Origin of the sequence: Dialister hominis (assembly GCF_007164725.1) — a bacterium.
GTDB classification, from domain to species: Bacteria; Bacillota; Negativicutes; order Veillonellales; family Dialisteraceae; genus Dialister; species Dialister hominis.
Window position 1 is genome coordinate 1,625,148 of sequence record NZ_AP019697.1, and the last position, 19,351, is coordinate 1,644,498.

Genomic DNA, 19,351 nt, shown 5'->3' on the forward strand with positions numbered 1-19,351 from the left:
TTACCAGACAAACGCAAGAACTTCGCCGCCGAGGCCAGCTTTACGAGCTGCTTTGTCGGTCATGACGCCCTTGGATGTGGAAATGATTGCGATTCCGAGACCGCCGAGAACCTTCGGCAGTTCTTCCTTGTTTGCATATACTCTCAGACCAGGTTTGGAAATTCTCTTCAGGCCTTTGATAACCTTTTCACGGTTTGCGCCGTATTTCAGAGAAACGCGCAGTGTCGGATGGTTTTCCACTTCAACCTGTTCTACGTTCTTTACAAAGCCTTCATCTTTTAAAATTGTAAGCACAGCTGCCTTCATTTTAGAAGCAGGCATATCTACCGTTGCATGATATGCATCGTTCGCATTACGAATACGGGTAAGCATATCCGCAATTGGATCGGTTGTTACCATTGTTTAATCCTCCTCCCGAAATTTACCAGCTGGCTTTCTTAATGCCCGGAATTTCTCCGCGGTAAGCCAAATCACGGAACTGGTTGCGGCAAATTCCGAATTTACGCATAAAGCCGTGGGGACGGCCGGTCAGTTTGCAGCGATTGTGCAGACGTGTTGGGGAAGCATTGCGCGGAAGCTTGCTAAGAGCTTCCCAGTCGCCAGCTTCTTTCAGTGCCTGACGTTTGGCTGCGTATTTCTGAACTGCGAGTTCTCTTTTCTTCTCGCGTTCCAACATAGACTTCTTTGCCATATTGTCCTCCTGCTTATTTCTTGAACGGCATGCCGAACTGCTTCAGAAGTTCACGAGCTTCTTCATCAGTCTTAGCCGTGGTTACTACAATGATATCCATTCCGCGGATACGGTCGATTTTTTCGTAATCAACTTCCGGGAAAATCAGCTGTTCTTTAACGCCGAAAGCATAGTTTCCGCGTCCGTCGAAGCTGGTGTCGCTGATGCCGCGGAAGTCACGTACGCGCGGAAGAGCGATGTTGATCAGACGATCAAGGAATTCATACATCTTTTCCCCGCGAAGGGTAACTTTGCAGCCCAGGGGCATACCTTCACGGATTTTCCATGCAGCCAGGGACTTGTGAGCTTTGCAGATCATCGGACGCTGGCCGGTAATTGCTGCCAGGTCGTTTGCTGCTGCGTCTACAGCCTTGCTGTTTTCAGTAGCTTCGCCTACACCGATGTTGATGACAATCTTTTCCAGTTTCGGAATTTCCATGCCATTCTTGTAGCCGAACTTTTCACGCAGGGAATCTCTGACCTGCTCAGTATAAAAATCATGTAATCTGGACACTTGTTATCCTCCTTCCCGCTTAAGCCTTGTCAATAATAGCGCCGCTTTTTACAGCTGCTCTGACGAAAGTTCCGTCATTCTGCTGAACTTTCTTTACGCGGGTCGGTTTCTTTGTTTCCGGATCCAGAAGCATAACTTTGGAAGCGTAAATCGGAGCTTCTTTTTCAATAATTCCGCCCTTTGGATTAGCCTGGGTCGGTTTTGTGTGTCTTTTGATCATGTTGATGCCTTCGACAACAACACGACCGTCTTTCGGCATAGCAGCTTTGATCTTGCCCTGCTTGCCTTTATCTTTGCCGGAGATTACTACTACGGTATCGCCGGTCTTCACATGCAGTTTCTGACTCATACTTTGCCTCCCCTATTAGAGCACTTCGGGAGCGAGGGAAACGATCTTCATGAAATCTTTTTCACGGAGTTCTCTTGCTACCGGTCCAAAAATACGTGTTCCTACCGGGCTCTTGTCGTCTTTAATAATAACAACTGCGTTTTCATCGAAACGAATGTGGGAACCATCTTTGCGGCTTACGCCGTTAACGGAACGAACCACAACAGCTTTAACTACCTGGCCCTTCTTAACAACGCCGCCGGGGGTTGCATCTTTGACCGTACAAACTACAATATCGCCGATATTGCCGCTTCTACGGAAGGAACCGCCCAGGACTTTAATAACCAGGACGTTCTTAGCACCGGTATTATCCGCAACGTTGAGTCTGCTTTCCTGCTGAATCATCGTGCCTTTCCTCCTATATTCAACTTTCCATATTAGTTCTGACGGGCAACGATCTTCTCAACTCTCCAACGCTTGTCATGAGACAGCGGGCGGGTTTCGACGATGCGTACGGTATCACCGACACGGCATTCGTTGTTTTCGTCATGCGCTTTGAACTTTGTTGTGGTATTAATAGATTTTTTGTACAGCTTATGGGGAACTTTACGTTCTACAGCAACGACGACAGTTTTGTCCATCTTATCGCTGACAACAATTCCCTGGCGCACTTTGCGCAACTTTCTTTCTTCTGCCACGTTGAGATCCTCCTTTTGGATTAACTGTTATGCCTTCTTGGCAGCCTTCAGCTCTTCTTCGCGCTGAACAGTCTTGATTCTAGCGATGGTTTTCTTCACTTCGTGAATACGCATCGGATTTTCGAGCTGTCCTGTAGCGAGCTGAAAACGGAGGTTAAACAGTTCTTCCTTTAAGCCGGCAACCTTTTCATTCATTTCGGCAGTGCTCAGGTTACGAATTTCATTGACCTTCATTTTATTCACCTGCCACTTCTTGACCTTTAACTAAAAATTTTGTCTTGATCGGCAGTTTGTGGCTTGCAAGGCGCATTGCTTCCTTTGCAGTTTCCACCGGGATGCCGCCCATTTCGAACATAACGCGGCCAGGTCTTACGACTGCCACCCAGTATTCTACGGCGCCTTTACCGGAACCCTGACGGGTGCCGATCGGCTTAGCGGTTACTGGTTTGTCCGGGAAAATCTTGATCCATACTTTGCCGCCGCGCTTTGTGTAACGGGTCATGGCAATACGTGCTGCTTCAATCTGGCGGCTTGTGATCCAGGACGGTTCAGTTGCTACCAGGCCGAATTCACCGTAAGTAACGGTGTTGCCGCGATGTTCCTTGCCTTTCATACGGCCGCGGAACTGCTTGCGATATTTAGTACGCTTCGGAATTAACATCAGGAATCACTCCTTTCAGAGTTTTTCGGTCTGCGGTCTCTGCGATCACCACGACGGCCGCCTCTTCTGTTGCCTTCATGGCGGTTGTTGCCGCGGTCTTTATTGGTACGAACGTTTTCGTTTTCTTCAACGACTTCGCCAGGAGCGAGTTCGCCTTTGTAGATCCAGACTTTGATGCCGATTGCACCATAGGTGGTGTGAGCGGTTGTTACGCCGTAATCAATGTTGGCTCTCAGAGTCTGAAGCGGAATGGAACCTTCACGGTAGCTTTCGGAACGAGCGATTTCTGCGCCGCCGAGACGACCGGAAACGGTTACCTTGATACCCTTAGCGCCTGCACGCATGGTTCTGCCAACTGCCTGTTTAACAGCGCGGCGGAAGCCGATACGTCTTTCAAGCTGGGAAGCGATGTTTTCGCCAACCAGGATAGCGCTCATATCTACGGATCTGATTTCGAGGATATCGATATCGACATCTTTGTCGGTAACAACAGCGAGGGCTTTCTTAATGTCCTCAATACCTGTGCCGCCGCGGCCGATTACCATACCCGGCTTAGCTGTGTAAATAGCAATCTTAACGCGATTGCCTACGCGTTTAATGCCAATCTTGGAGATCCCTGCAGCAAACAGGTGCTTCTTTAAAAACTGGCGGATTTTGGCATCTTCCACAAGCAGTGCAGCATAATCTTTTTCTGCAAACCATTTGGAATCCCAGTCATCGATCACGCCTACACGCATTCCATGCGGATTAACTTTCTGACCCAAAACGTTTCCCTCCTTCGACTATTCTTTTTCAAAAACTTTTACCGTCAGTGTACTGGTACGTTTCATAATCCCGAAAGCCTGTCCACGGGAGCGTGGATGCACTCTCTTCATAATCGGGCCTGCATCTACAAAAATTGTGGAGATGTAGAGATTATCAATGTTCATGTTGTTGTTGTTTTCTGCATTTGCCATAGCGCTTCTCAGGCATTTTTCAATGATCTTAGAAGCAGCTTTTGGAGTGTTGTGCAGAATAGAAATGGCTTCTCCCGCTTTCTTGCCGCGGATAAGGTTGGCTACGATGCGAACCTTACGGGGAGAAATACGGATATTTCTAGATATTGCCTGAACTTCCATTTGTTTCCTCCCTTATTTCGCCTTATCGGTCTTGTTATGGCCTTTGAAAGTACGGGTCGGAGCGAATTCGCCAAGCTTATGGCCGACCATATCTTCAGTGATGTAAACCGGTACGTGCTTTCTGCCGTCGTGAACAGCGATTGTGTGTCCAACGAAGCTCGGCAGGATTGTAGATGCACGGGACCAGGTCTTGATGATTTTCTGTTCTTTAGTCTCGTTCAGCGCGTTGATCTTCTTTTCCAGAGAGAAAGCGACGAACGGGCCTTTTTTAACGGATCTGGACAATTTTACTCCTCCTTATCTTACTTACGTCTCTTAACAATCAGTTTAGTAGACGCTTTTCTGTTGTCCCTGGTCTTTACGCCGTAAGCAGGTTTACCCCAGGGTGTAACAGGACGCTTACGTCCGACAGGAGATTTACCCTCGCCGCCGCCATGCGGATGATCGTTCGGGTTCATGGAAACGCCGCGGTTAGCAGGACGAACGCCGAGCCAGCGGTTTCTTCCGGCCTTGCCGAGTGTAATGTTTTCATGATCTTCGTTGCCGATGGTTCCGATGGTTGCACGGCAGCGAATGTGTACTCTTCTCAGTTCGCCGGATGGCAGACGCAGCAGAGCATAGTCGCCTTCCTTAGCCATCAGCTGAGCGGAAGCGCCAGCTGAACGAACCATCTGGCCGCCCTTGCCGATCTTCAGTTCAACGTTATGAACGATGGTACCGAGAGGAATGTTGGTGAAAGGCAGGCAGTTGCCGACTTTGATATCGGATTCTGGTCCGCTTACGACCTGGTCGCCAACCTTCAGTCCCTTAGGAGCGAGGATGTAGCGTTTTTCGCCATCTGCATAGTGCAGCAGAGCGATACGGCAGGTACGGTTCGGATCGTATTCGATCGTAGCAACAGTTGCCGGAATGTTATCTTTATCTCTCTTGAAATCGATCAGTCTGTACTGACGTTTACGACCGCCGCCCTGGTGGCGAACTGTCATTTTACCGGAGCCATTACGACCGCCATGATTATGAACAGGAGCCAGAAGGGATTTTTCCGGTCTGTCTGTTGTAATTTCCTCAAAGGTGGAAACGGTCATCTGACGGCGTCCGGGAGTGTACGGTTTAAATGATTTATAAGCCATTTATTATTACTCCTCCTTTACGCTTCGAAGAGCTCAATCGTTTCGCCCGGTTTAAGGGTAACGACTGCTTTCTTCCAATCACTGCGACGACCCTGGGTCCGGCCCAGACGTTTCATCTTGCCTTCATAACGCATGGTATTCACAGCCTGAACTTTTACTTTGAAGATCTGTTCTACAGCCTGACGGATCTGGATCTTTGTCGCGGAAAGCGGCACACAGAATGTGTACTTGCGTTCCTCCATGAGAGCTGTGGACTTTTCAGTCACGATCGGTTTAATGAGGATGTCACGTGCTTCCATTATGCGAGTACCTCCTCAATCTTCTTAACAGCTTCCTGAGTCAGGAAGAGCTTGTCAGTATTTACAATATCATAGATATTGAGTCCGCTCGGAGCATAGGCTTTAACGCCAGGAATGTTTCTAGCGGAAAGAACCGTGTTGCGAGCGCCGTCAACGATGAGGGCTTTGCCTTCGGAGTGAAGGTCAGCGAGCATCTTTACAACGTTCTTTGTCTTCGGTGCTTCGAAGTCGATAGCATCGATAACGATCAGTTCATTTGCGCGGAGCTTTTCGCTCAGTGCAGATTTAACAGCGAGCTGACGTGCCTTTCTCGGCATATCTTTGGCATGGCTTCTCGGAGTAGGTCCGAATACTGTGCCGCCGCCTACCCACAGTGGGGAGCGGATGGATCCAACTCTGGCACGGCCGGTGCCTTTCTGTTTCCATGGTTTCTTGCCGCCGCCGCGAACAAGGCCTCTGGTCTTTGTGGCATGTGTGCCAAGGCGTTCATTAGCCATCTGGCGAACCACTGCCTGATGAATAACAGCTTCGTTATAGTCTACGCCAAAGACGCTGTCATTCAGCTCTATTTCGCCGGTTTCCTGGCCGGCGATATTATACAGCTTTACTTTCGGCATTGAGATGTTCCTCCCTTAATCAGAACAATTTTCTGTTGTTCCAGACAATATTATTTTACAGGCTTTACAGTATCCTGTACCATTACGAGGCTTCCCTTAGCACCGGGAATGCCGCCTTTGACAAGCATAAGATTACGGGCGGTATCAACTCTTACTACCTGAAGATGCTGAACCGTTACTCTATCTCCGCCGAGCTGCCCCGGCATTTTCTTGCCTTTGAATACCTTTCCGCCGCCACCGGACATACGAGCACCGAGGGATGCTGTCTGACGATGGTTCTTGGAACCGTGGGATTCAGGTCCACGCTGATGGTTATGACGTTTAATGGTGCCAGCGAAACCCTTGCCGCGGCTTGTGCCGATAACGTCAACAATTTCGCCTTCTGCGAAAATGTCAGCAGCCAGAGTTTGGCCTACCGTGTAAGACAGCTTTTCAGCGAGTCTGTATTCACGGAGATGTTTAACCGGATCAATTCCGGCCTTTTCAAACTGACCTTTTACAGGTTTTGTCAAATGTTTTTCCTTGACAGCACCGTAGCCCAGCTGAACAGCATTGTATCCATCGCTTTCAACGGCTTTAACAGCTGCAACAACATTTGGCAGAACTTCAATAACACTTACTGGAATCAGGTCGCCGTTTTCAGCGAATACCTGAGACATTCCTAATTTTGTTCCCAAAATAGCCTTAGACATCTTTGCACCTCCTTACAGTTTAATTTCAATGCTGACGCCGGCTGGGAGTTCCAGTCTCATCAGCGCATCCGCGGTCTTCTTGGAAGGATCGAGGATGTCAATGAGTCTCTTGTGAATACGCATTTCGAACTGTTCACGGCTGTCTTTGTTGACATGTGGAGAACGAAGAATGGTGTACACGTTACGTTCCGTTGGAAGCGGAATCGGTCCCGAGACTCTGGAGCCTGTTCTCTTGGCAGTCTCCGCAATCTTCGCTGCGCTCTGATCAACTGCTTTGTGATCATAGCCTTTCAGACGAATTCTGATTTTTTCCTGTTTCGACATTACATAAACCTCCTACGTTCATTTCCTGAATGAACTGCTCCGTGGAAATTCCCCCGCGACGCGGGCCACCTTCCACTTCATAGTTTGTCTGCTGACTTATTTCCCTTCGCTGTACCCTCGAACAGTCCGGGAAGCATTCAGCCTTTTAATAATACTATTTTCAGACAGTGAAATCAAGTTATTTTCTGAAAATTTTTATTTTTTTTCCGAAACCTCGCACGAACGATAAGCACAAGTATTCCGCGGTTTAGGACTCCCTTATTTTAATATAAACACGCCTCCTCGCGTATACTAAATTATCTAAAATCTTTATAAATTTTTTGAATTTTTAGTTTATTTTTTAAATCAAGGACACGTATCGGGGTGTACCGAGGCACTTTACGAAACTATATGTCCGCTTTGTTTCGTCATCGAAAAACGTAAACAGCACATGCGGATCAAAAAAGAAAAAGGAAAATGAAATTTGACATGCCGGATCCAAATTGCCCCTTCCATTATTTTTCCGATATCCCTCTTTTTGATTCCCTATATATATGTATATATAAAGGAAAAGATTCCGGAAGGGGAATCGGATTTGAAAAACAGGACTGTCATTCTCATGGCGTATTTGGGATCGGCATACTTCATTCCTTTCTCCAAACATGGTATAGTATAGAAAATGGATACTTATCTATATAGAGGGTGATGCTTATGTTTGACTGGAAAAAGTTTTTCAATATACGGATAGACAGCGCGCCGGCTGATGAACTTCGTGACAGGATAGAGTCTGACTCGACTGTCACAGGCGCCAACCTTGTCATTCTGATTGCGGCCATCCTGATTGCCTGCGTGGGACTCAATATGGACAGCACGGCCGTCATCATCGGTGCCATGCTTATTTCCCCTCTCATGGGCGGACTTGTCGCAGTCTCCTACGGCATGGCGACATATAACCTGCACTTCCTGAAGAGATCCATGGTGAAGCTTTCCTTCCAGATCGTCTTCTCGCTCCTGACGGCTGCCATTTACTTCGCCCTGACACCAATCACCATTCCAACGGCAGAAATGGCTGCCAGGACGTCTCCTACTATATGGGATGTCCTCATCGCTCTCTGCGGCGGCATCGCAGGAGCCGTCGGCAATACAAGGACAGTGAAAACGAACGTCATTCCAGGCGTTGCCATCGCAACAGCTCTGATGCCTCCTCTTTGCACGGCCGGCTACGGCATTGCCATGCGTTCCGTTCCCTACTTCACCGGGGCTCTCTACCTCTTCTTCATCAACGCCTTCTTTATCACGCTCTCCGGCTACTTCATCTTCAAACTTCTGGACGTCCCCATGAGCGAAACGATTTCACCGGCGCACCTCCGTTTCCAGCGCCATATCCTGCTGCTCCTTGGCATCGTCATTACCATACCAAGCATTTACATGGCAGGTACGACCGTCCGTGAAAGCATCCGCACATCCCAGATCGAATCCTTCATCAACCAGGACATGGACCTTCATGCAGCCAATGTCATTTCCTACCAGTTGAAAGACGGCACGCTTTTTGTGGACGTGCTCGGTGCCAGACTTGACGAGGAAACAATGGAAAACCTGCAAAAGAAACTCAATGATTACGGAAGCTTGTCCAAAGTCCGCCTCGAAGTTGTTCAAAGCCCTGCTTCCTCTCTCAATAAGGAACAGGTCCAGGATCTCATCAGCAGCCGCCTCAAGCAGGCTACGACACAGGCCGGAGGAAAATCATACAAGGAACTTGCGGAGGAATACTACGGATCCTATAACAGGGAGACGAGTACCATTTCCCTTCTGAAAAGTTTGAACAAGGAAGCGCCCGCCCTCTTCCCTGCCATCAAGGAAATCAAAGGCGGCACCGTCTATGGAAAAGACAAAGACGATACGTGGGCTCCGGCTGCATTTGAAGTGACAGTCACCGTCACCTCACAGCTCTCTCCCTCTGACGCTGAGAAACTTAAGAACTGGATAGCATCCCAGACTGAGCTGCCTGTCAGTCTGACAATCCAGATGGAAACAAGTCCTTCTTCCTATTTTGGAAATGGAATCAACTGGAATGGAAATTAAAAAAGAGCCGCTCCCGAATCTGATTCGGGCGGCTCTTTTTTGATTCTTCACGCTTTTTTGTGGGATAAAAATAATAACATATAAAATTGGCATTGAAAAAGAGCATTATCTACTCCAAAATGTAAGTTGCCTAAAACTACGCACGGAGGTCGAATAATGCTCTTTTATTACCATAATGAAATCACTTTTAATTGTCAATATTATCGCACAGAAAATATCACTAACCATCCAAATCCTCATTGCCATACCCGAGTTACCAGTCTACGGACTGCCAGAGATTTTTCCTGTCCGCACTGTCACTCCCGTATGTATAGTTATGGGGCTTTTTCTGTACTCATCAAGGATTTTCCAGATCTTCCTAAGCAAAAGAAGTATATAGAGTTCTCGGGGCACAGATTCCGCTGCACATCCTGCGGGGAGACCATAACGGAAGATATTCCCTGCCAATGCCCTTTCACACGCGTTACTTGGGATATGGCCTTGTGGATTATCCATCTGCTTAAGTGTCATACATCCATTTCTGCCATTTCGGCCATGCTCTCTGTACATTGGAGTGCATACAGAAAATACAAAAGCATATCATGGATAAGGCGTTGGCTGCCTTTAAAACCTGCCTGAAGAAAAGTAACTATCGCCCACGGTATTTGGCCGTAGATGAGTTCGCTATCCATAAGGGCCATCGCTATGCCACCTGCGTTATGGATTTGGAAACGGAATTCATCTTGTGGGCCGGCCTGGGTCGCTCCATGGCAGATTTTGAGCACTTCTTTAAGAGCATTGACCTTTCGCTTCTTTCCAGGCTAAAAGCGGTGGCCATGGATATGAACGCATCCTTTAACAGGCTGTTCCAGAAATATTGTCCGAAGGTCCCCATCGTTTATGACCGGTACCATATGCAGGCACAGTTTGGGCGTGATGTTATGGGAGCCGTGCGCCTGGAGGAAGCACAAAAGCATAGGCAGGAAGCAGAAGCATTAAAGGAATATACGAAAAAAACTAATAATCCAGAGCTCCAGAAGATGGCCAGGGAAAAGAGCCATGAAGAAAGGAAGCTTTATACCGAATTAAAGAAATCCCGATGGATACTGTTAAAGAAGGACGACCACCTGAATGAAAGGCAGAAAACTCATCTGTTGGATATCCTGAGCGAGCATAGGGATTTGGCGATTTGTTATGCCATGAAGCAGGAGATGACTCGTCTGTTCACATTGACTGACTATGAAGAAGCTCTCGCCGGATGGACAAAATGGATTCAGGCTGGACTGGAGAGCGGGATTCCTGCCCTGGTAAAGTTTGCCCGGCAAAAGCAGAAGCGAATCAAGGGACTGGCTGCTCATGCCCTGTATCCTATCAATACGGGGAAGCTTGAAGGATTCAATAATAAGATCAAGGTACTAAAAAGAATCGGATATGGGTACCGAAACATGGATTATTTCTTTACCCTTATCCGATTCCATTCTTTACCTAAAAATTATTCATCCCCCAAATTTCCGTGAAGAGCCACAAAAATAATGCGTATAAGGATTGCCGCCTAAGACAATATAATTAAAAGTCTTATGGGGGTAAGGGGGCTTACGCGCATTTTTACGTAAAAGGCTTACAGCAGAGCTAAAAATGATGAAATAAAGACGCAAAAAAGAGGCTGCAACAAAATGATTAACCATTTTGTCACAGCCCCTTTTTATTTCAGATTTCAAATAGTCTCAAAAAAGAGATTATTTTGCGATCTTAGCTACAACGCCTGCGCCAACGGTACGGCCGCCTTCGCGGATAGCGAAACGCTGGCCTTCTTCCATAGCGATCGGGGTGATGAGCTTAACGCTCATTTCTACGTTATCGCCTGGCATGCACATTTCGGTGCCTTCCGGAAGGGTGATGTCGCCGGTTACGTCGGTGGTTCTGAAGAAGAACTGTGGACGATAGCCGTTGAAGAACGGTGTATGACGGCCGCCTTCATCTTTGGTCAGAACGTATACCTGAGCGGTGAATTCTGTGTGCGGATGAACGCTGCCTGGTTTGGAGAGGACCTGGCCTCTTTCGATGTCTTTACGATCAATACCACGGAGCAGAGCGCCGATGTTGTCGCCTGCCATAGCCTGGTCGAGGGTCTTTCTGAACATTTCAACGCCGGTTACGACGGTTTCGGTCGGTTTTTCCTGCAGGCCGACGATTTCAGCCGTGTCGCCGACTTTGACGGTACCACGTTCAACTCTGCCTGTAGCAACTGTGCCACGGCCGGTGATGGTGAATACGTCTTCGACTGGCATCAGGAATGGTTTATCAGTGTCACGTTCCGGAGTCGGGATGTATTCGTCAACAGCCTTCATCAGGTCACGGATCTTCTGTTCATCTTCCGGGTTGCCGTTCAGAGCGCCGAGAGCGGAGCCAACGATAATCGGCACTTCATCGCCTGGATAGTCATAGGAAGAGAGGAGGTCTCTGATTTCCATTTCTACGAGGTCGATCAGTTCCGGATCGTCTACCTGGTCAGCTTTGTTCAGGAATACAACGATAGCCGGTACGCCTACCTGCTTAGCGAGCAGAATGTGTTCGCGGGTCTGCGGCATCGGGCCGTCAGCTGCGGATACTACGAGGATAGCGCCGTCCATCTGAGCTGCGCCGGTGATCATGTTCTTGACATAGTCAGCGTGCCCTGGGCAGTCTACGTGTGCGTAGTGGCGGGTTTCGGTTTCGTATTCAACGGTGGAGGTGTTGATTGTGATACCACGAGCTCTTTCTTCCGGTGCTTTATCGATGGAAGCGTAGTCGAGGAAGTTTGCTTTGCCTTCTTCAGCCAGAACTTTGGTGATAGCAGCGGTCAGGGTTGTTTTACCATGATCGACGTGGCCGATAGTGCCGATGTTAACATGCGGCTTTGTTCTTTCGTAATGTGCTTTAGCCATTGTAAGATTTCTCCTTTAATTATTTGTTTCCGAGTCTTTCTTCAGTAATCTGCTGGGAAATAGCTTTCGGAACTTCTTCATAATGATCGAATGTCATGGTGAAGGTACCGCGGCCCTGTGTGGAGCTGCGGAGGCCTGTTGCGTAGCCGAACATTTCGGACAGCGGAACGAAGCCTTTGATTCTGGATTCGCCGTTTTCTGTTTCCATGCCTTCAATACGTCCGCGACGGGAGTTGAGGCCGCCGATAACGTCGCCCATGTAATCTTCCGGAACGTCAACTTCAACGCTCATGTATGGTTCGAGGAGGACAGGATCTGCCTTCTTAGCGCCATCTTTGAACGCCATGGAGCCTGCAACCTTGAATGCCATTTCGGAGGAGTCGACATCATGATAGGAACCGTCATAAACGGTAACTTTGATATCAACCATCGGATATCCAGCTACAACGCCGTCCTGCATAGCAGCTTCGACGCCGGTCTGAATCGGGTTGATGAATTCCTTAGGAATAACGCCGCCGACAACTGCGTTTTCGAAGGTGAAGCCTTTGCCAGCTTCCTGCGGTTCGAGACGCAGCCAGCAGTGACCGTACTGACCATGACCACCGGTCTGACGAATGAATTTGCCTTCGGATTCGACGGACTTGCGGATGGTTTCGCGGTAAGCTACCTGCGGCTTGCCTACGGTGCATTCAACGTTGAATTCACGTCTCATGCGGTCAACGATGATGTCCAGATGGAGTTCGCCCATGCCGGAGATGATCGTCTGGTTGGATTCTGGATCGGTATGTACTCTGAATGTCGGATCTTCTTCAGCCAGTCTCTGGAGAGCATTGCCCATCTTTTCCTGGTCTGCTTTGGTCTTCGGTTCAACAGCAACGGAAATAACCGGTTCCGGGAATTCCATTTTTTCAAGGATAATCGGATGATCTACATCACAGAGTGTATCGCCTGTGGTTACATCCTTGAAGCCTACAGCTGCAGCGATATCGCCGGTGTAAGCTACGTCGATTTCCTTACGGTGGTTAGCATGCATGAGGAGGATACGGCCTACGCGTTCCTTCTTGCCCTTTGTGGAGTTGAGGATGTAGGTGCCCTGATGCATTTCGCCGGAGTATACGCGGAAATATGCGAGTTTGCCAACGAATGGGTCAGCCATGATCTTGAATGCAAGAGCAGAAAGCGGAGCATTGTCGTCTACCGAGCGTTCATCTGGTTCTCCGTCGAGGCTTGTGCCTTTAACCGGCGGGATGTCCAGCGGGGACGGGAGGTAGTCGAGGACTGCGTCCAGCAGGAGCTGGATGCCTTTGTTCTTGTATGCGGATCCGCAGAATACCGGGAACAGTGCGCAGTCAAGAACCTGCTTACGGATGGAAGCTTTGATTTCGTCGATGGTCAGTTCCTGGCCGTCGAGGTATTTTTCCATCAGTTCATCGCTGCCTTCAGCAGCAACTTCGCAGATCTTGTCGCGGAGTTCTTCAGCCTGATCTCTCAGGTCTTCCGGGATTTCTTCTACATGGATGTTCTGTCCAAGGTCGTCTTCATACATTTCAGCCTTCATTGTCAGCAGGTCGATGATGCCTTTGAAGGTATCCTGCTTGCCGATTGGAAGCTGCATTGGAATTGCCTTAGCATGAAGGCGGATATCCATGGTTTTTACTGCATGGAGGAAGTCAGCGCCTACGGTATCCATCTTGTTGATGAATGCAATACGCGGAACACGATAGTGATCTGCCTGTCTCCATACGGTTTCGGACTGGGTCTGGACGCCGTCTTTAGCGCTGAATACAGCTACGGAACCGTCGAGTACGCGCAGGGAACGTTCAACTTCTACTGTGAAGTCTACGTGCCCTGGGGTGTCGATGATGTTGACTCTGTAACCTTTCCAGTGGCAGGTGGTAGCAGCAGACGTAATTGTGATGCCGCGTTCCTGTTCCTGTACCATCCAGTCCATGGTAGCAGCGCCATCATGAACTTCCCCGATCTTATGGTTTACACCGGTATAAAACAGGATACGTTCCGTGGTTGTTGTCTTGCCGGCATCGATATGAGCCATGATGCCGATGTTTCTTGTTTTTTCAAGCGGAAATTCTCTGCCCACGATTGTTACTCCTTCTTATATTACCAGCGATAATGAGCGAAAGCCTTGTTAGCTTCTGCCATTTTATGTGTGTCTTCTTTCTTCTTTACAGCTGCGCCCGTATTGTTGTAAGCGTCCATCAGTTCACCTGCAAGACGTTCCTGCATTGTACGTTCGCTGCGCTGACGAGCATAGCTGACCATCCAGCGGATGCCCAGAGTCAGACGGCGGTCTGCTCTTACTTCAACCGGTACCTGGTAGTTAGCGCCGCCTACACGACGAGCACGAACTTCGAGGACTGGCATTACATTATTGAGAGCCTGTTCGAAAATTTCGATTGGTTCTTTATCAAGTTTGCTCTGGCAGATGTCGAATGCACCGTAAACGATGGATTCTGCTACACCCTTCTTGCCGTCAAGCATAACTCTGTTGATGAAACGGGTAACGATCTTGTTCCCATACACGGGATCCGGAAGAACGTCACGTTTCGGAACAGCACCTTTTCTCGGCATTGTTAATTTCCTCCTTTAAAGTAGTTCATTGATCACATTATGATTCGTTTCAAATTATTTCTTGTCGCGTTTAGCGCCGTATTTAGAACGGCTCTGCTGACGTCCGGATACACCTACGGTATCGAGAGCGCCGCGGATAATGTGGTAACGAACACCTGGAAGATCCTTAACACGGCCGCCTCTGATGAGGACGACGCTGTGTTCCTGCAGGTTATGGCCTTCGCCCGGAATGTAAGCAGAAACTTCGATTCCGTTGGTCAGGCGTACACGTGCTACTTTACGAAGAGCAGAGTTTGGCTTCTTCGGTGTAGCTGTGTAAACTCTTGTGCAGACACCACGTTTCTGTGGTGACTGTTTCAGAGCCGGGGTCTTCGCTTTGGTAGCCAGAGTCTGGCGGCCTTTACGAACCAGCTGATTGATTGTCGGCAAAATGGGCACCTCCTTTCCATAAAGGGAAATTTATAATTGATCCTCCGGAGCATAGCCCCGATGGATATTACCGGGATTTGAGAACGGCAGCGGAAGCGGCTTTTACCTTGATCCCGCACGCGCGGCCGATTTCTTTCTTCGTGAATCCCTGTTCCACAGGAATTCCTGACGACTGGCAGGCCTCCATCAATGGACGGGAAATGCGCTCGTCACAGTCCGATGCGATAAATACGCATGCGGCTTCCTGCTTTTCGACGGCCCGCTCCGTTTCTTTCATTCCTACAACAAAAGCTGCTGATTTCAATTCTTCCAGTGTCATTCATTCTCACCTGCTTTACAGCACACTAAATCCACGCAACATTGGAATTATAACATTCCTTCTATCCGATGTCAACATTTCCCATAGCGAATTTTTCCCGTGTTTATGCAGAACTTTTTTACCACGTACCCTCGCGTACCATAGCCTTGAAAATGCCCGTTTCACGGGACTGGCGGCATGCCCTTTTTCCATCAGGAAATGAGAATGTACAAAACATTCCCAAATTCTCCTCTTCATTTTATTTTTATTTTTCAAAAATCTTTCATAAGAAGAACGAAAAACCATCCTATGATACAATAGGAAAAGCGTTAAGAAAGGAACTCATTATGAAACTGGAAAATATCGTCATATACTGCGGCTCGCACTTCGGAGCCGAACTCTCCTATGCATCCTTTGCCGGAGAACTCGCTGAAGCCATTGCCAAGAGCGGCCGCACCATCACATACGGCGGCGGCACTGTCGGCCTCATGGGCATCGTCGCTGACGCAGCCATGGCAGCAGGCGGCAAAGTCATCGGCGTCATTCCCGAAGTCTTCATCCTGAAGGAACAGGCACACCGCGGCATCACAGAGCTCATCGAAGTCCCCGACATGGTCGAAAGAAAGAAAATCATGATAGGATCCGGCCATGCCTTCATCGCCCTTCCCGGAGGCCCTGGCACGCTGGAGGAATTCTCCGATACCATAAGCCACCTGCGCATTTACGGAGAAGGGAAACGTCCGCCCGTCATCATTGCGAACGTCGACGGCTTCTACGATCCCCTCCTCTCCCTCATCAATGCATGGGAAGAAGAAGGCTTCATGGAAGAAGGCGACCGCGATAACATTTTCATCTGCAGCAGCGTCGATGAAATCATGAAAGTCATTTCCGACCACGAAATCTGATTTCCATTCCTTATATTTCCATTCCTTATATATAGAGCGGATGGGAATGGTATAATAATAAAGCAAACTCAATTTGGGAGGTACAACATGAAAGTCACAGCAGACGATCGTCTTTTTGAAGAAATCCCCGGCCTTTGCATCGGCATCATTGCCCTTCGTGCAGCCGACAACCGCGGACTGAACCGCGAAGCAGAACTCTTCCGCCGCAGATGCTGCACGGAAGCCAACCTGCTCCTGAAAATGAACCCCGGCATGGCAGATGGAGACATCGCATCCTACCAGAAAGCTTTTGAAACCCTTGGCGAAGAAGGAAAATCTTCTGCCCTTGAAACTGTCATCCGCGAATACAAGAAAGGCCTTGGCATCGCTGAGGAAGAAGAAACGGACGATGACATTGAAATCCTTACCGCACCGAAGCAGGCATCCATGGATGAACTGGCAGGCTCGGACATTCTCCCCCGCGTCAATCCGGTCATGGACATGGTCCGCGGCGGCATGCTGAAATTCCACGTCGACATCCATGCCTACGATATGGGAAGAAATGACGACGTCCTCAGGATCGAACGCACCGAAAACGGCGCACGCGTCACCCTGGGAGACAAAGTCTCTGAAAACGCTTGGCTGACTGACGGCGAAGAAGCAGGCGCCGTCAACGAAGACTCTGAAAACATCCTCGTCCTCATCACAGGATTCGGGGAAAGCCGCAAAAAGGTCGCTGTTGCAAGAAATGAACTTGCCCGCCGCCTGAAATCCGCCTTTGACCGCTCCGTCGAAGTAGGCTGGATCGAAGCCAGCCCGCATGAATTCACCTCGGCTATCTGAGGCATCCATGAAATATATTGCACTTGACTTTGAAACGGCGTACTGGGGCCCCGCCAATGCCTGCTCGCTTGGAATCGTCACAAGCGACGGACACGAAGTCATCGATGAATGGTACCATCTCATTCATCCGCTCAGCCTGAACTTCGATGAAGGCTGCTCGAAAATCAACGGCATCTATCCGGAAGACGTCATCGACGAGGACGAATTTCCCTACTTCTGGAAGGACATCGCCATGCGCCTTGAGGGCGGCATCGTCTTTGCCCACAACGCGCGCTTCGATATGGGCGTCCTTGCTTCTGCCATTGATACATACCAGCTTCCCGACATCCACTTCCGCTACGGCGACACCGTCGTCCTTTCCAGAAAACTCTGGGCGGACCTGCCGAACCATAAGCTGAACACCGTCGCCGAAGAGCTGGGTTTCACATTCAACCATCATCAGGAGTTAGATGATGCAAGAGCCTGCGAATACATCGTAAGGAGCGCCATCGAAAAGACAGGCGCACCCGATGCGGAAGCCCTCATGAAAATGACCGGCCAGCAGCTGAAGCGCTTCGCCATCAAGCGCGGCGCCAAACGCCTTCTTGCACCGTGAAAGGAGATCCCTATGATATCCTGTATCCTTGCCGTCCCGTGCGGCCATCTGAAACTGACAGAAGAAAACGGATTCATCACTGCATGTGACTGGACAGAGGAAGCACCCTTCCCTGCCGAGACCGCGCTTCTTAAAAAAGCAGAAAAGGAACTGGAGGAATACTTCAAGGGAAAAAGGAAGACCTTCGACCTTCCCGTGCAACCCAAAGGAACTGCCTTTGAGAAGGACGTGTGGAGCGTACTTGAAAAGATTCCTTACGGACATCTCATGACTTACGGGGAAATCGCCAAGGAAATCGGCCGCCCCAAAGCCTCCCGCGCCGTAGGAAATGCCTGCGGCAAGAATCCCGTCTGCGTCATCATCCCCTGCCACAGAGTCGTAGGGAAAAATAATGACGGCGGTTATTCTAACGGCATGAAGTACAAGTATGCCCTATGGAAAGAAGAAGGAATTGAGAGGAAATAAAGAAGGGGCTGTGACAAAATTCGTTAAAACGCTGCTTCTCCCTTTTCTCGAGCAAAGCGAGGTTTAAGGGTGTTAACCTTGCTCCGAAGGAGAAGGTCCCGGCGAAGCCGGGGAATACAGTAGTTCTCGAGTGAAGCGAGGTTTTGTAGTTTTCAGACAGAACCAATAAATACACATGTTGGATAATCCTCTAATGGAATATTCCAATAGAAAAAAGGCTGTGGCAAAATGATTACACATTTTGTCACAGCCCCTTTTTTGTGTGGGGATATGGGATTGGGGAACAGGCAAACTTAGCGCATAAACGATTGATGGAGCAAAACCAAACAACCAGCCTTCGGCTGAGGTAATCAACCCTATCCGCCCTTCGGGCACCTTCCCCGTCTGGGAAGGCGAGTATTTCGCCATCTGGGGACATCACACAGTTTCCTGATTCCTTTATCTCTCTCCGCAAAGGAGGAGTTTTCTCAGGTCTTCTACTGTGTCGGCTACTTTTTCTGCGCCGGCTTCTTCGAGTTCCTGTCTGCTGCCGTATCCGTAAGCGACGCCTACGCCGGGGAGGCTGTTGGCTTTGGCGCCCAGGATGTCGTAGTTTGTGTCGCCAATCATGACGGTCCTGCCCGCCAGACTTTCTGCATTTCCATTACCGGAAAGCTGGCCCATGGCTTTGTGGATGATTTCTGCTTTCTGGCCGCGGCTGGCTTTCTTGGTGAGTTCGTCGCCGATGCCGCTTCCGCAGATGACGTCGAAGGCGTCGGTGAAGCCGAAGCGGTCGATGATTTTTCTTACGAAGGGTTCCGGCTTGCTCGATGCGACGGCGAGGACTTTTCCTTCCTTCTTGAGATCATAGAGAAGGTCTCCGATGCCGTCATAGGCTTCGCAGTCATAGAGTCCGCCTTCGTCTTCATACAGTTTCCTAAAGGCAGTGACGGCGGTGACGATCTGCTCGTCGGTCATGCCGTAGAGTTTTTTCATCTGCACATTGAGAGGCGGGCCGATGAAGCTGTGGAGCTTTTCTGCATCTTCTTCATGAATGCCTGCCTGATCGAGGCCGTACTTTACGGCTTTGACGATGCCCGGAGCGGATTCGGAAATCGTTCCGTCCAGGTCGAAGAAGTAGTAATTGTAAGAGTCCATGGCTCTCCTTTCAGGGAATAAAAGGGCTCCCGGCTT

The 19,351-nt window shown here is 49.2% G+C and carries 29 protein-coding genes; 7 read left to right on the top strand and 22 right to left on the bottom strand.

Annotated elements, in window-relative coordinates:
• The 16 genes from rpsH to rpsJ are packed head-to-tail and all read right to left on the bottom strand — an operon-like array spanning position 1 to position 7,111.
• On the bottom strand, positions 1 to 399 hold the full coding sequence (gene rpsH / locus Dia5BBH33_RS07530) for a 30S ribosomal protein S8 (protein ID WP_022382693.1): 399 nt from the start codon (positions 397 to 399) through the stop codon (positions 1 to 3).
• A gap of 22 nt (positions 400 to 421) precedes the next feature.
• The gene (rpsN, locus tag Dia5BBH33_RS07535) at positions 422 to 691 is read right to left on the bottom strand and encodes a 30S ribosomal protein S14 (protein WP_022382692.1); all 270 of its coding nucleotides are present in this window, start codon (positions 689 to 691) and stop codon (positions 422 to 424) included.
• Positions 692 to 704: 13 nt separating this feature from the next.
• Entirely contained in the window at positions 705 to 1,244 is a 540-nt protein-coding gene (rplE, locus tag Dia5BBH33_RS07540) for a 50S ribosomal protein L5 (RefSeq protein WP_108850702.1), read from the bottom strand.
• A 19-nt stretch (positions 1,245 to 1,263) separates the two neighbouring features.
• Positions 1,264 to 1,593, bottom strand: coding sequence for a 50S ribosomal protein L24 (gene rplX / locus Dia5BBH33_RS07545; protein WP_108850701.1), 330 nt, complete (start codon positions 1,591 to 1,593; stop codon positions 1,264 to 1,266).
• A 15-nt stretch (positions 1,594 to 1,608) separates the two neighbouring features.
• The gene (rplN, locus tag Dia5BBH33_RS07550) at positions 1,609 to 1,977 is read right to left on the bottom strand and encodes a 50S ribosomal protein L14 (protein ID WP_022382689.1); all 369 of its coding nucleotides are present in this window, start codon (positions 1,975 to 1,977) and stop codon (positions 1,609 to 1,611) included.
• 32 nt (positions 1,978 to 2,009) lie between these two features.
• Entirely contained in the window at positions 2,010 to 2,270 is a 261-nt protein-coding gene (rpsQ, locus tag Dia5BBH33_RS07555) for a 30S ribosomal protein S17 (protein ID WP_022105777.1), read from the bottom strand.
• Positions 2,271 to 2,297: 27 nt separating this feature from the next.
• Positions 2,298 to 2,504 carry a 50S ribosomal protein L29 gene (gene rpmC, locus Dia5BBH33_RS07560; RefSeq protein WP_022382688.1) on the bottom strand — a complete coding sequence of 69 codons (207 nt, stop codon included), beginning with the start codon at positions 2,502 to 2,504 and terminating at the stop codon, positions 2,298 to 2,300.
• Position 2,505: 1 nt separating this feature from the next.
• Entirely contained in the window at positions 2,506 to 2,931 is a 426-nt protein-coding gene (rplP, locus tag Dia5BBH33_RS07565; protein ID WP_022382687.1) for a 50S ribosomal protein L16, read from the bottom strand.
• The gene (rpsC, locus tag Dia5BBH33_RS07570; RefSeq protein WP_022382686.1) at positions 2,931 to 3,695 is read right to left on the bottom strand and encodes a 30S ribosomal protein S3; all 765 of its coding nucleotides are present in this window, start codon (positions 3,693 to 3,695) and stop codon (positions 2,931 to 2,933) included. The genes rplP and rpsC overlap by 1 nt, the downstream gene beginning before the upstream one ends.
• 18 nt (positions 3,696 to 3,713) lie before the next feature.
• Complete coding sequence (gene rplV, locus Dia5BBH33_RS07575) at positions 3,714 to 4,049, bottom strand: 50S ribosomal protein L22 (protein ID WP_022382685.1); 336 nt, start codon at positions 4,047 to 4,049, stop codon at positions 3,714 to 3,716.
• A gap of 12 nt (positions 4,050 to 4,061) precedes the next feature.
• Complete coding sequence (gene rpsS, locus Dia5BBH33_RS07580; protein WP_022382684.1) at positions 4,062 to 4,334, bottom strand: 30S ribosomal protein S19; 273 nt, start codon at positions 4,332 to 4,334, stop codon at positions 4,062 to 4,064.
• A gap of 17 nt (positions 4,335 to 4,351) precedes the next feature.
• Positions 4,352 to 5,179 carry a 50S ribosomal protein L2 gene (gene rplB, locus Dia5BBH33_RS07585; protein ID WP_108850700.1) on the bottom strand — a complete coding sequence of 276 codons (828 nt, stop codon included), beginning with the start codon at positions 5,177 to 5,179 and terminating at the stop codon, positions 4,352 to 4,354.
• 17 nt (positions 5,180 to 5,196) lie between these two features.
• A complete protein-coding gene (rplW, locus tag Dia5BBH33_RS07590) occupies positions 5,197 to 5,478 on the bottom strand; it encodes a 50S ribosomal protein L23 (RefSeq protein WP_022382682.1) in 282 nt (93 codons plus the stop codon).
• Complete coding sequence (gene rplD / locus Dia5BBH33_RS07595; protein WP_022382681.1) at positions 5,478 to 6,095, bottom strand: 50S ribosomal protein L4; 618 nt, start codon at positions 6,093 to 6,095, stop codon at positions 5,478 to 5,480. The genes rplW and rplD overlap by 1 nt, the downstream gene beginning before the upstream one ends.
• A gap of 50 nt (positions 6,096 to 6,145) precedes the next feature.
• Positions 6,146 to 6,787 carry a 50S ribosomal protein L3 gene (rplC, locus tag Dia5BBH33_RS07600; RefSeq protein WP_143332663.1) on the bottom strand — a complete coding sequence of 214 codons (642 nt, stop codon included), beginning with the start codon at positions 6,785 to 6,787 and terminating at the stop codon, positions 6,146 to 6,148.
• A 12-nt stretch (positions 6,788 to 6,799) separates the two neighbouring features.
• The gene (gene rpsJ, locus Dia5BBH33_RS07605; RefSeq protein ID WP_022105767.1) at positions 6,800 to 7,111 is read right to left on the bottom strand and encodes a 30S ribosomal protein S10; all 312 of its coding nucleotides are present in this window, start codon (positions 7,109 to 7,111) and stop codon (positions 6,800 to 6,802) included.
• Positions 7,112 to 7,801: 690 nt separating this feature from the next.
• Between rpsJ and Dia5BBH33_RS07610 the strand changes: the two genes are divergently transcribed.
• From Dia5BBH33_RS07610 to Dia5BBH33_RS07620, 3 genes are all read left to right on the top strand, one after another.
• Positions 7,802 to 9,172, top strand: a complete 1,371-nt coding sequence (locus tag Dia5BBH33_RS07610) for a DUF389 domain-containing protein (protein WP_143332664.1) — start codon at positions 7,802 to 7,804, stop codon at positions 9,170 to 9,172.
• Between the two features lie 306 nt (positions 9,173 to 9,478).
• Positions 9,479 to 9,790 (top strand): hypothetical protein, encoded by a 312-nt coding sequence (locus tag Dia5BBH33_RS07615; protein WP_143332665.1) that lies wholly within the window; start codon positions 9,479 to 9,481, stop codon positions 9,788 to 9,790.
• On the top strand, positions 9,754 to 10,668 hold the full coding sequence (locus tag Dia5BBH33_RS07620; protein ID WP_143332666.1) for an ISL3 family transposase: 915 nt from the start codon (positions 9,754 to 9,756) through the stop codon (positions 10,666 to 10,668). The genes Dia5BBH33_RS07615 and Dia5BBH33_RS07620 overlap by 37 nt, the downstream gene beginning before the upstream one ends.
• A 219-nt stretch (positions 10,669 to 10,887) precedes the next feature.
• Here Dia5BBH33_RS07620 and tuf read toward each other — a convergent pair whose 3' ends face one another.
• From tuf to Dia5BBH33_RS07645, 5 genes are all read right to left on the bottom strand, one after another.
• Positions 10,888 to 12,075 carry an elongation factor Tu gene (tuf, locus tag Dia5BBH33_RS07625; RefSeq protein WP_143332667.1) on the bottom strand — a complete coding sequence of 396 codons (1,188 nt, stop codon included), beginning with the start codon at positions 12,073 to 12,075 and terminating at the stop codon, positions 10,888 to 10,890.
• A gap of 19 nt (positions 12,076 to 12,094) precedes the next feature.
• Positions 12,095 to 14,173, bottom strand: coding sequence for an elongation factor G (gene fusA, locus Dia5BBH33_RS07630; RefSeq protein ID WP_022383226.1), 2,079 nt, complete (start codon positions 14,171 to 14,173; stop codon positions 12,095 to 12,097).
• A 20-nt stretch (positions 14,174 to 14,193) separates the two neighbouring features.
• The gene (gene rpsG / locus Dia5BBH33_RS07635) at positions 14,194 to 14,664 is read right to left on the bottom strand and encodes a 30S ribosomal protein S7 (protein WP_022383227.1); all 471 of its coding nucleotides are present in this window, start codon (positions 14,662 to 14,664) and stop codon (positions 14,194 to 14,196) included.
• A 54-nt stretch (positions 14,665 to 14,718) separates the two neighbouring features.
• Entirely contained in the window at positions 14,719 to 15,093 is a 375-nt protein-coding gene (rpsL, locus tag Dia5BBH33_RS07640; protein WP_108850694.1) for a 30S ribosomal protein S12, read from the bottom strand.
• A gap of 67 nt (positions 15,094 to 15,160) precedes the next feature.
• The gene (locus tag Dia5BBH33_RS07645) at positions 15,161 to 15,412 is read right to left on the bottom strand and encodes a L7Ae/L30e/S12e/Gadd45 family ribosomal protein (protein ID WP_022383229.1); all 252 of its coding nucleotides are present in this window, start codon (positions 15,410 to 15,412) and stop codon (positions 15,161 to 15,163) included.
• Positions 15,413 to 15,738: 326 nt separating this feature from the next.
• Between Dia5BBH33_RS07645 and Dia5BBH33_RS07650 the strand changes: the two genes are divergently transcribed.
• The 4 genes from Dia5BBH33_RS07650 (at position 15,739) to Dia5BBH33_RS07665 (ending at position 18,178) form a co-directional block, all read left to right on the top strand.
• Positions 15,739 to 16,296 (top strand): LOG family protein, encoded by a 558-nt coding sequence (locus Dia5BBH33_RS07650; RefSeq protein WP_022383231.1) that lies wholly within the window; start codon positions 15,739 to 15,741, stop codon positions 16,294 to 16,296.
• An 87-nt stretch (positions 16,297 to 16,383) separates the two neighbouring features.
• The gene (locus Dia5BBH33_RS07655; RefSeq protein WP_022383232.1) at positions 16,384 to 17,118 is read left to right on the top strand and encodes a hypothetical protein; all 735 of its coding nucleotides are present in this window, start codon (positions 16,384 to 16,386) and stop codon (positions 17,116 to 17,118) included.
• Positions 17,119 to 17,125: 7 nt separating this feature from the next.
• Positions 17,126 to 17,713: an exonuclease domain-containing protein gene (locus Dia5BBH33_RS07660; RefSeq protein WP_022383233.1), complete on the top strand. Its 588-nt coding sequence runs from the start codon at positions 17,126 to 17,128 to the stop codon at positions 17,711 to 17,713.
• Positions 17,714 to 17,725: 12 nt separating this feature from the next.
• The gene (locus Dia5BBH33_RS07665; RefSeq protein ID WP_022383234.1) at positions 17,726 to 18,178 is read left to right on the top strand and encodes a methylated-DNA--[protein]-cysteine S-methyltransferase; all 453 of its coding nucleotides are present in this window, start codon (positions 17,726 to 17,728) and stop codon (positions 18,176 to 18,178) included.
• Between the two features lie 438 nt (positions 18,179 to 18,616).
• On the opposite strand, the gene Dia5BBH33_RS07670 is transcribed toward Dia5BBH33_RS07665, so the two are convergent.
• Positions 18,617 to 19,315 (bottom strand): HAD hydrolase-like protein, encoded by a 699-nt coding sequence (locus tag Dia5BBH33_RS07670; RefSeq protein WP_143332669.1) that lies wholly within the window; start codon positions 19,313 to 19,315, stop codon positions 18,617 to 18,619.
• Positions 19,316 to 19,351 lie beyond the last annotated feature (36 nt).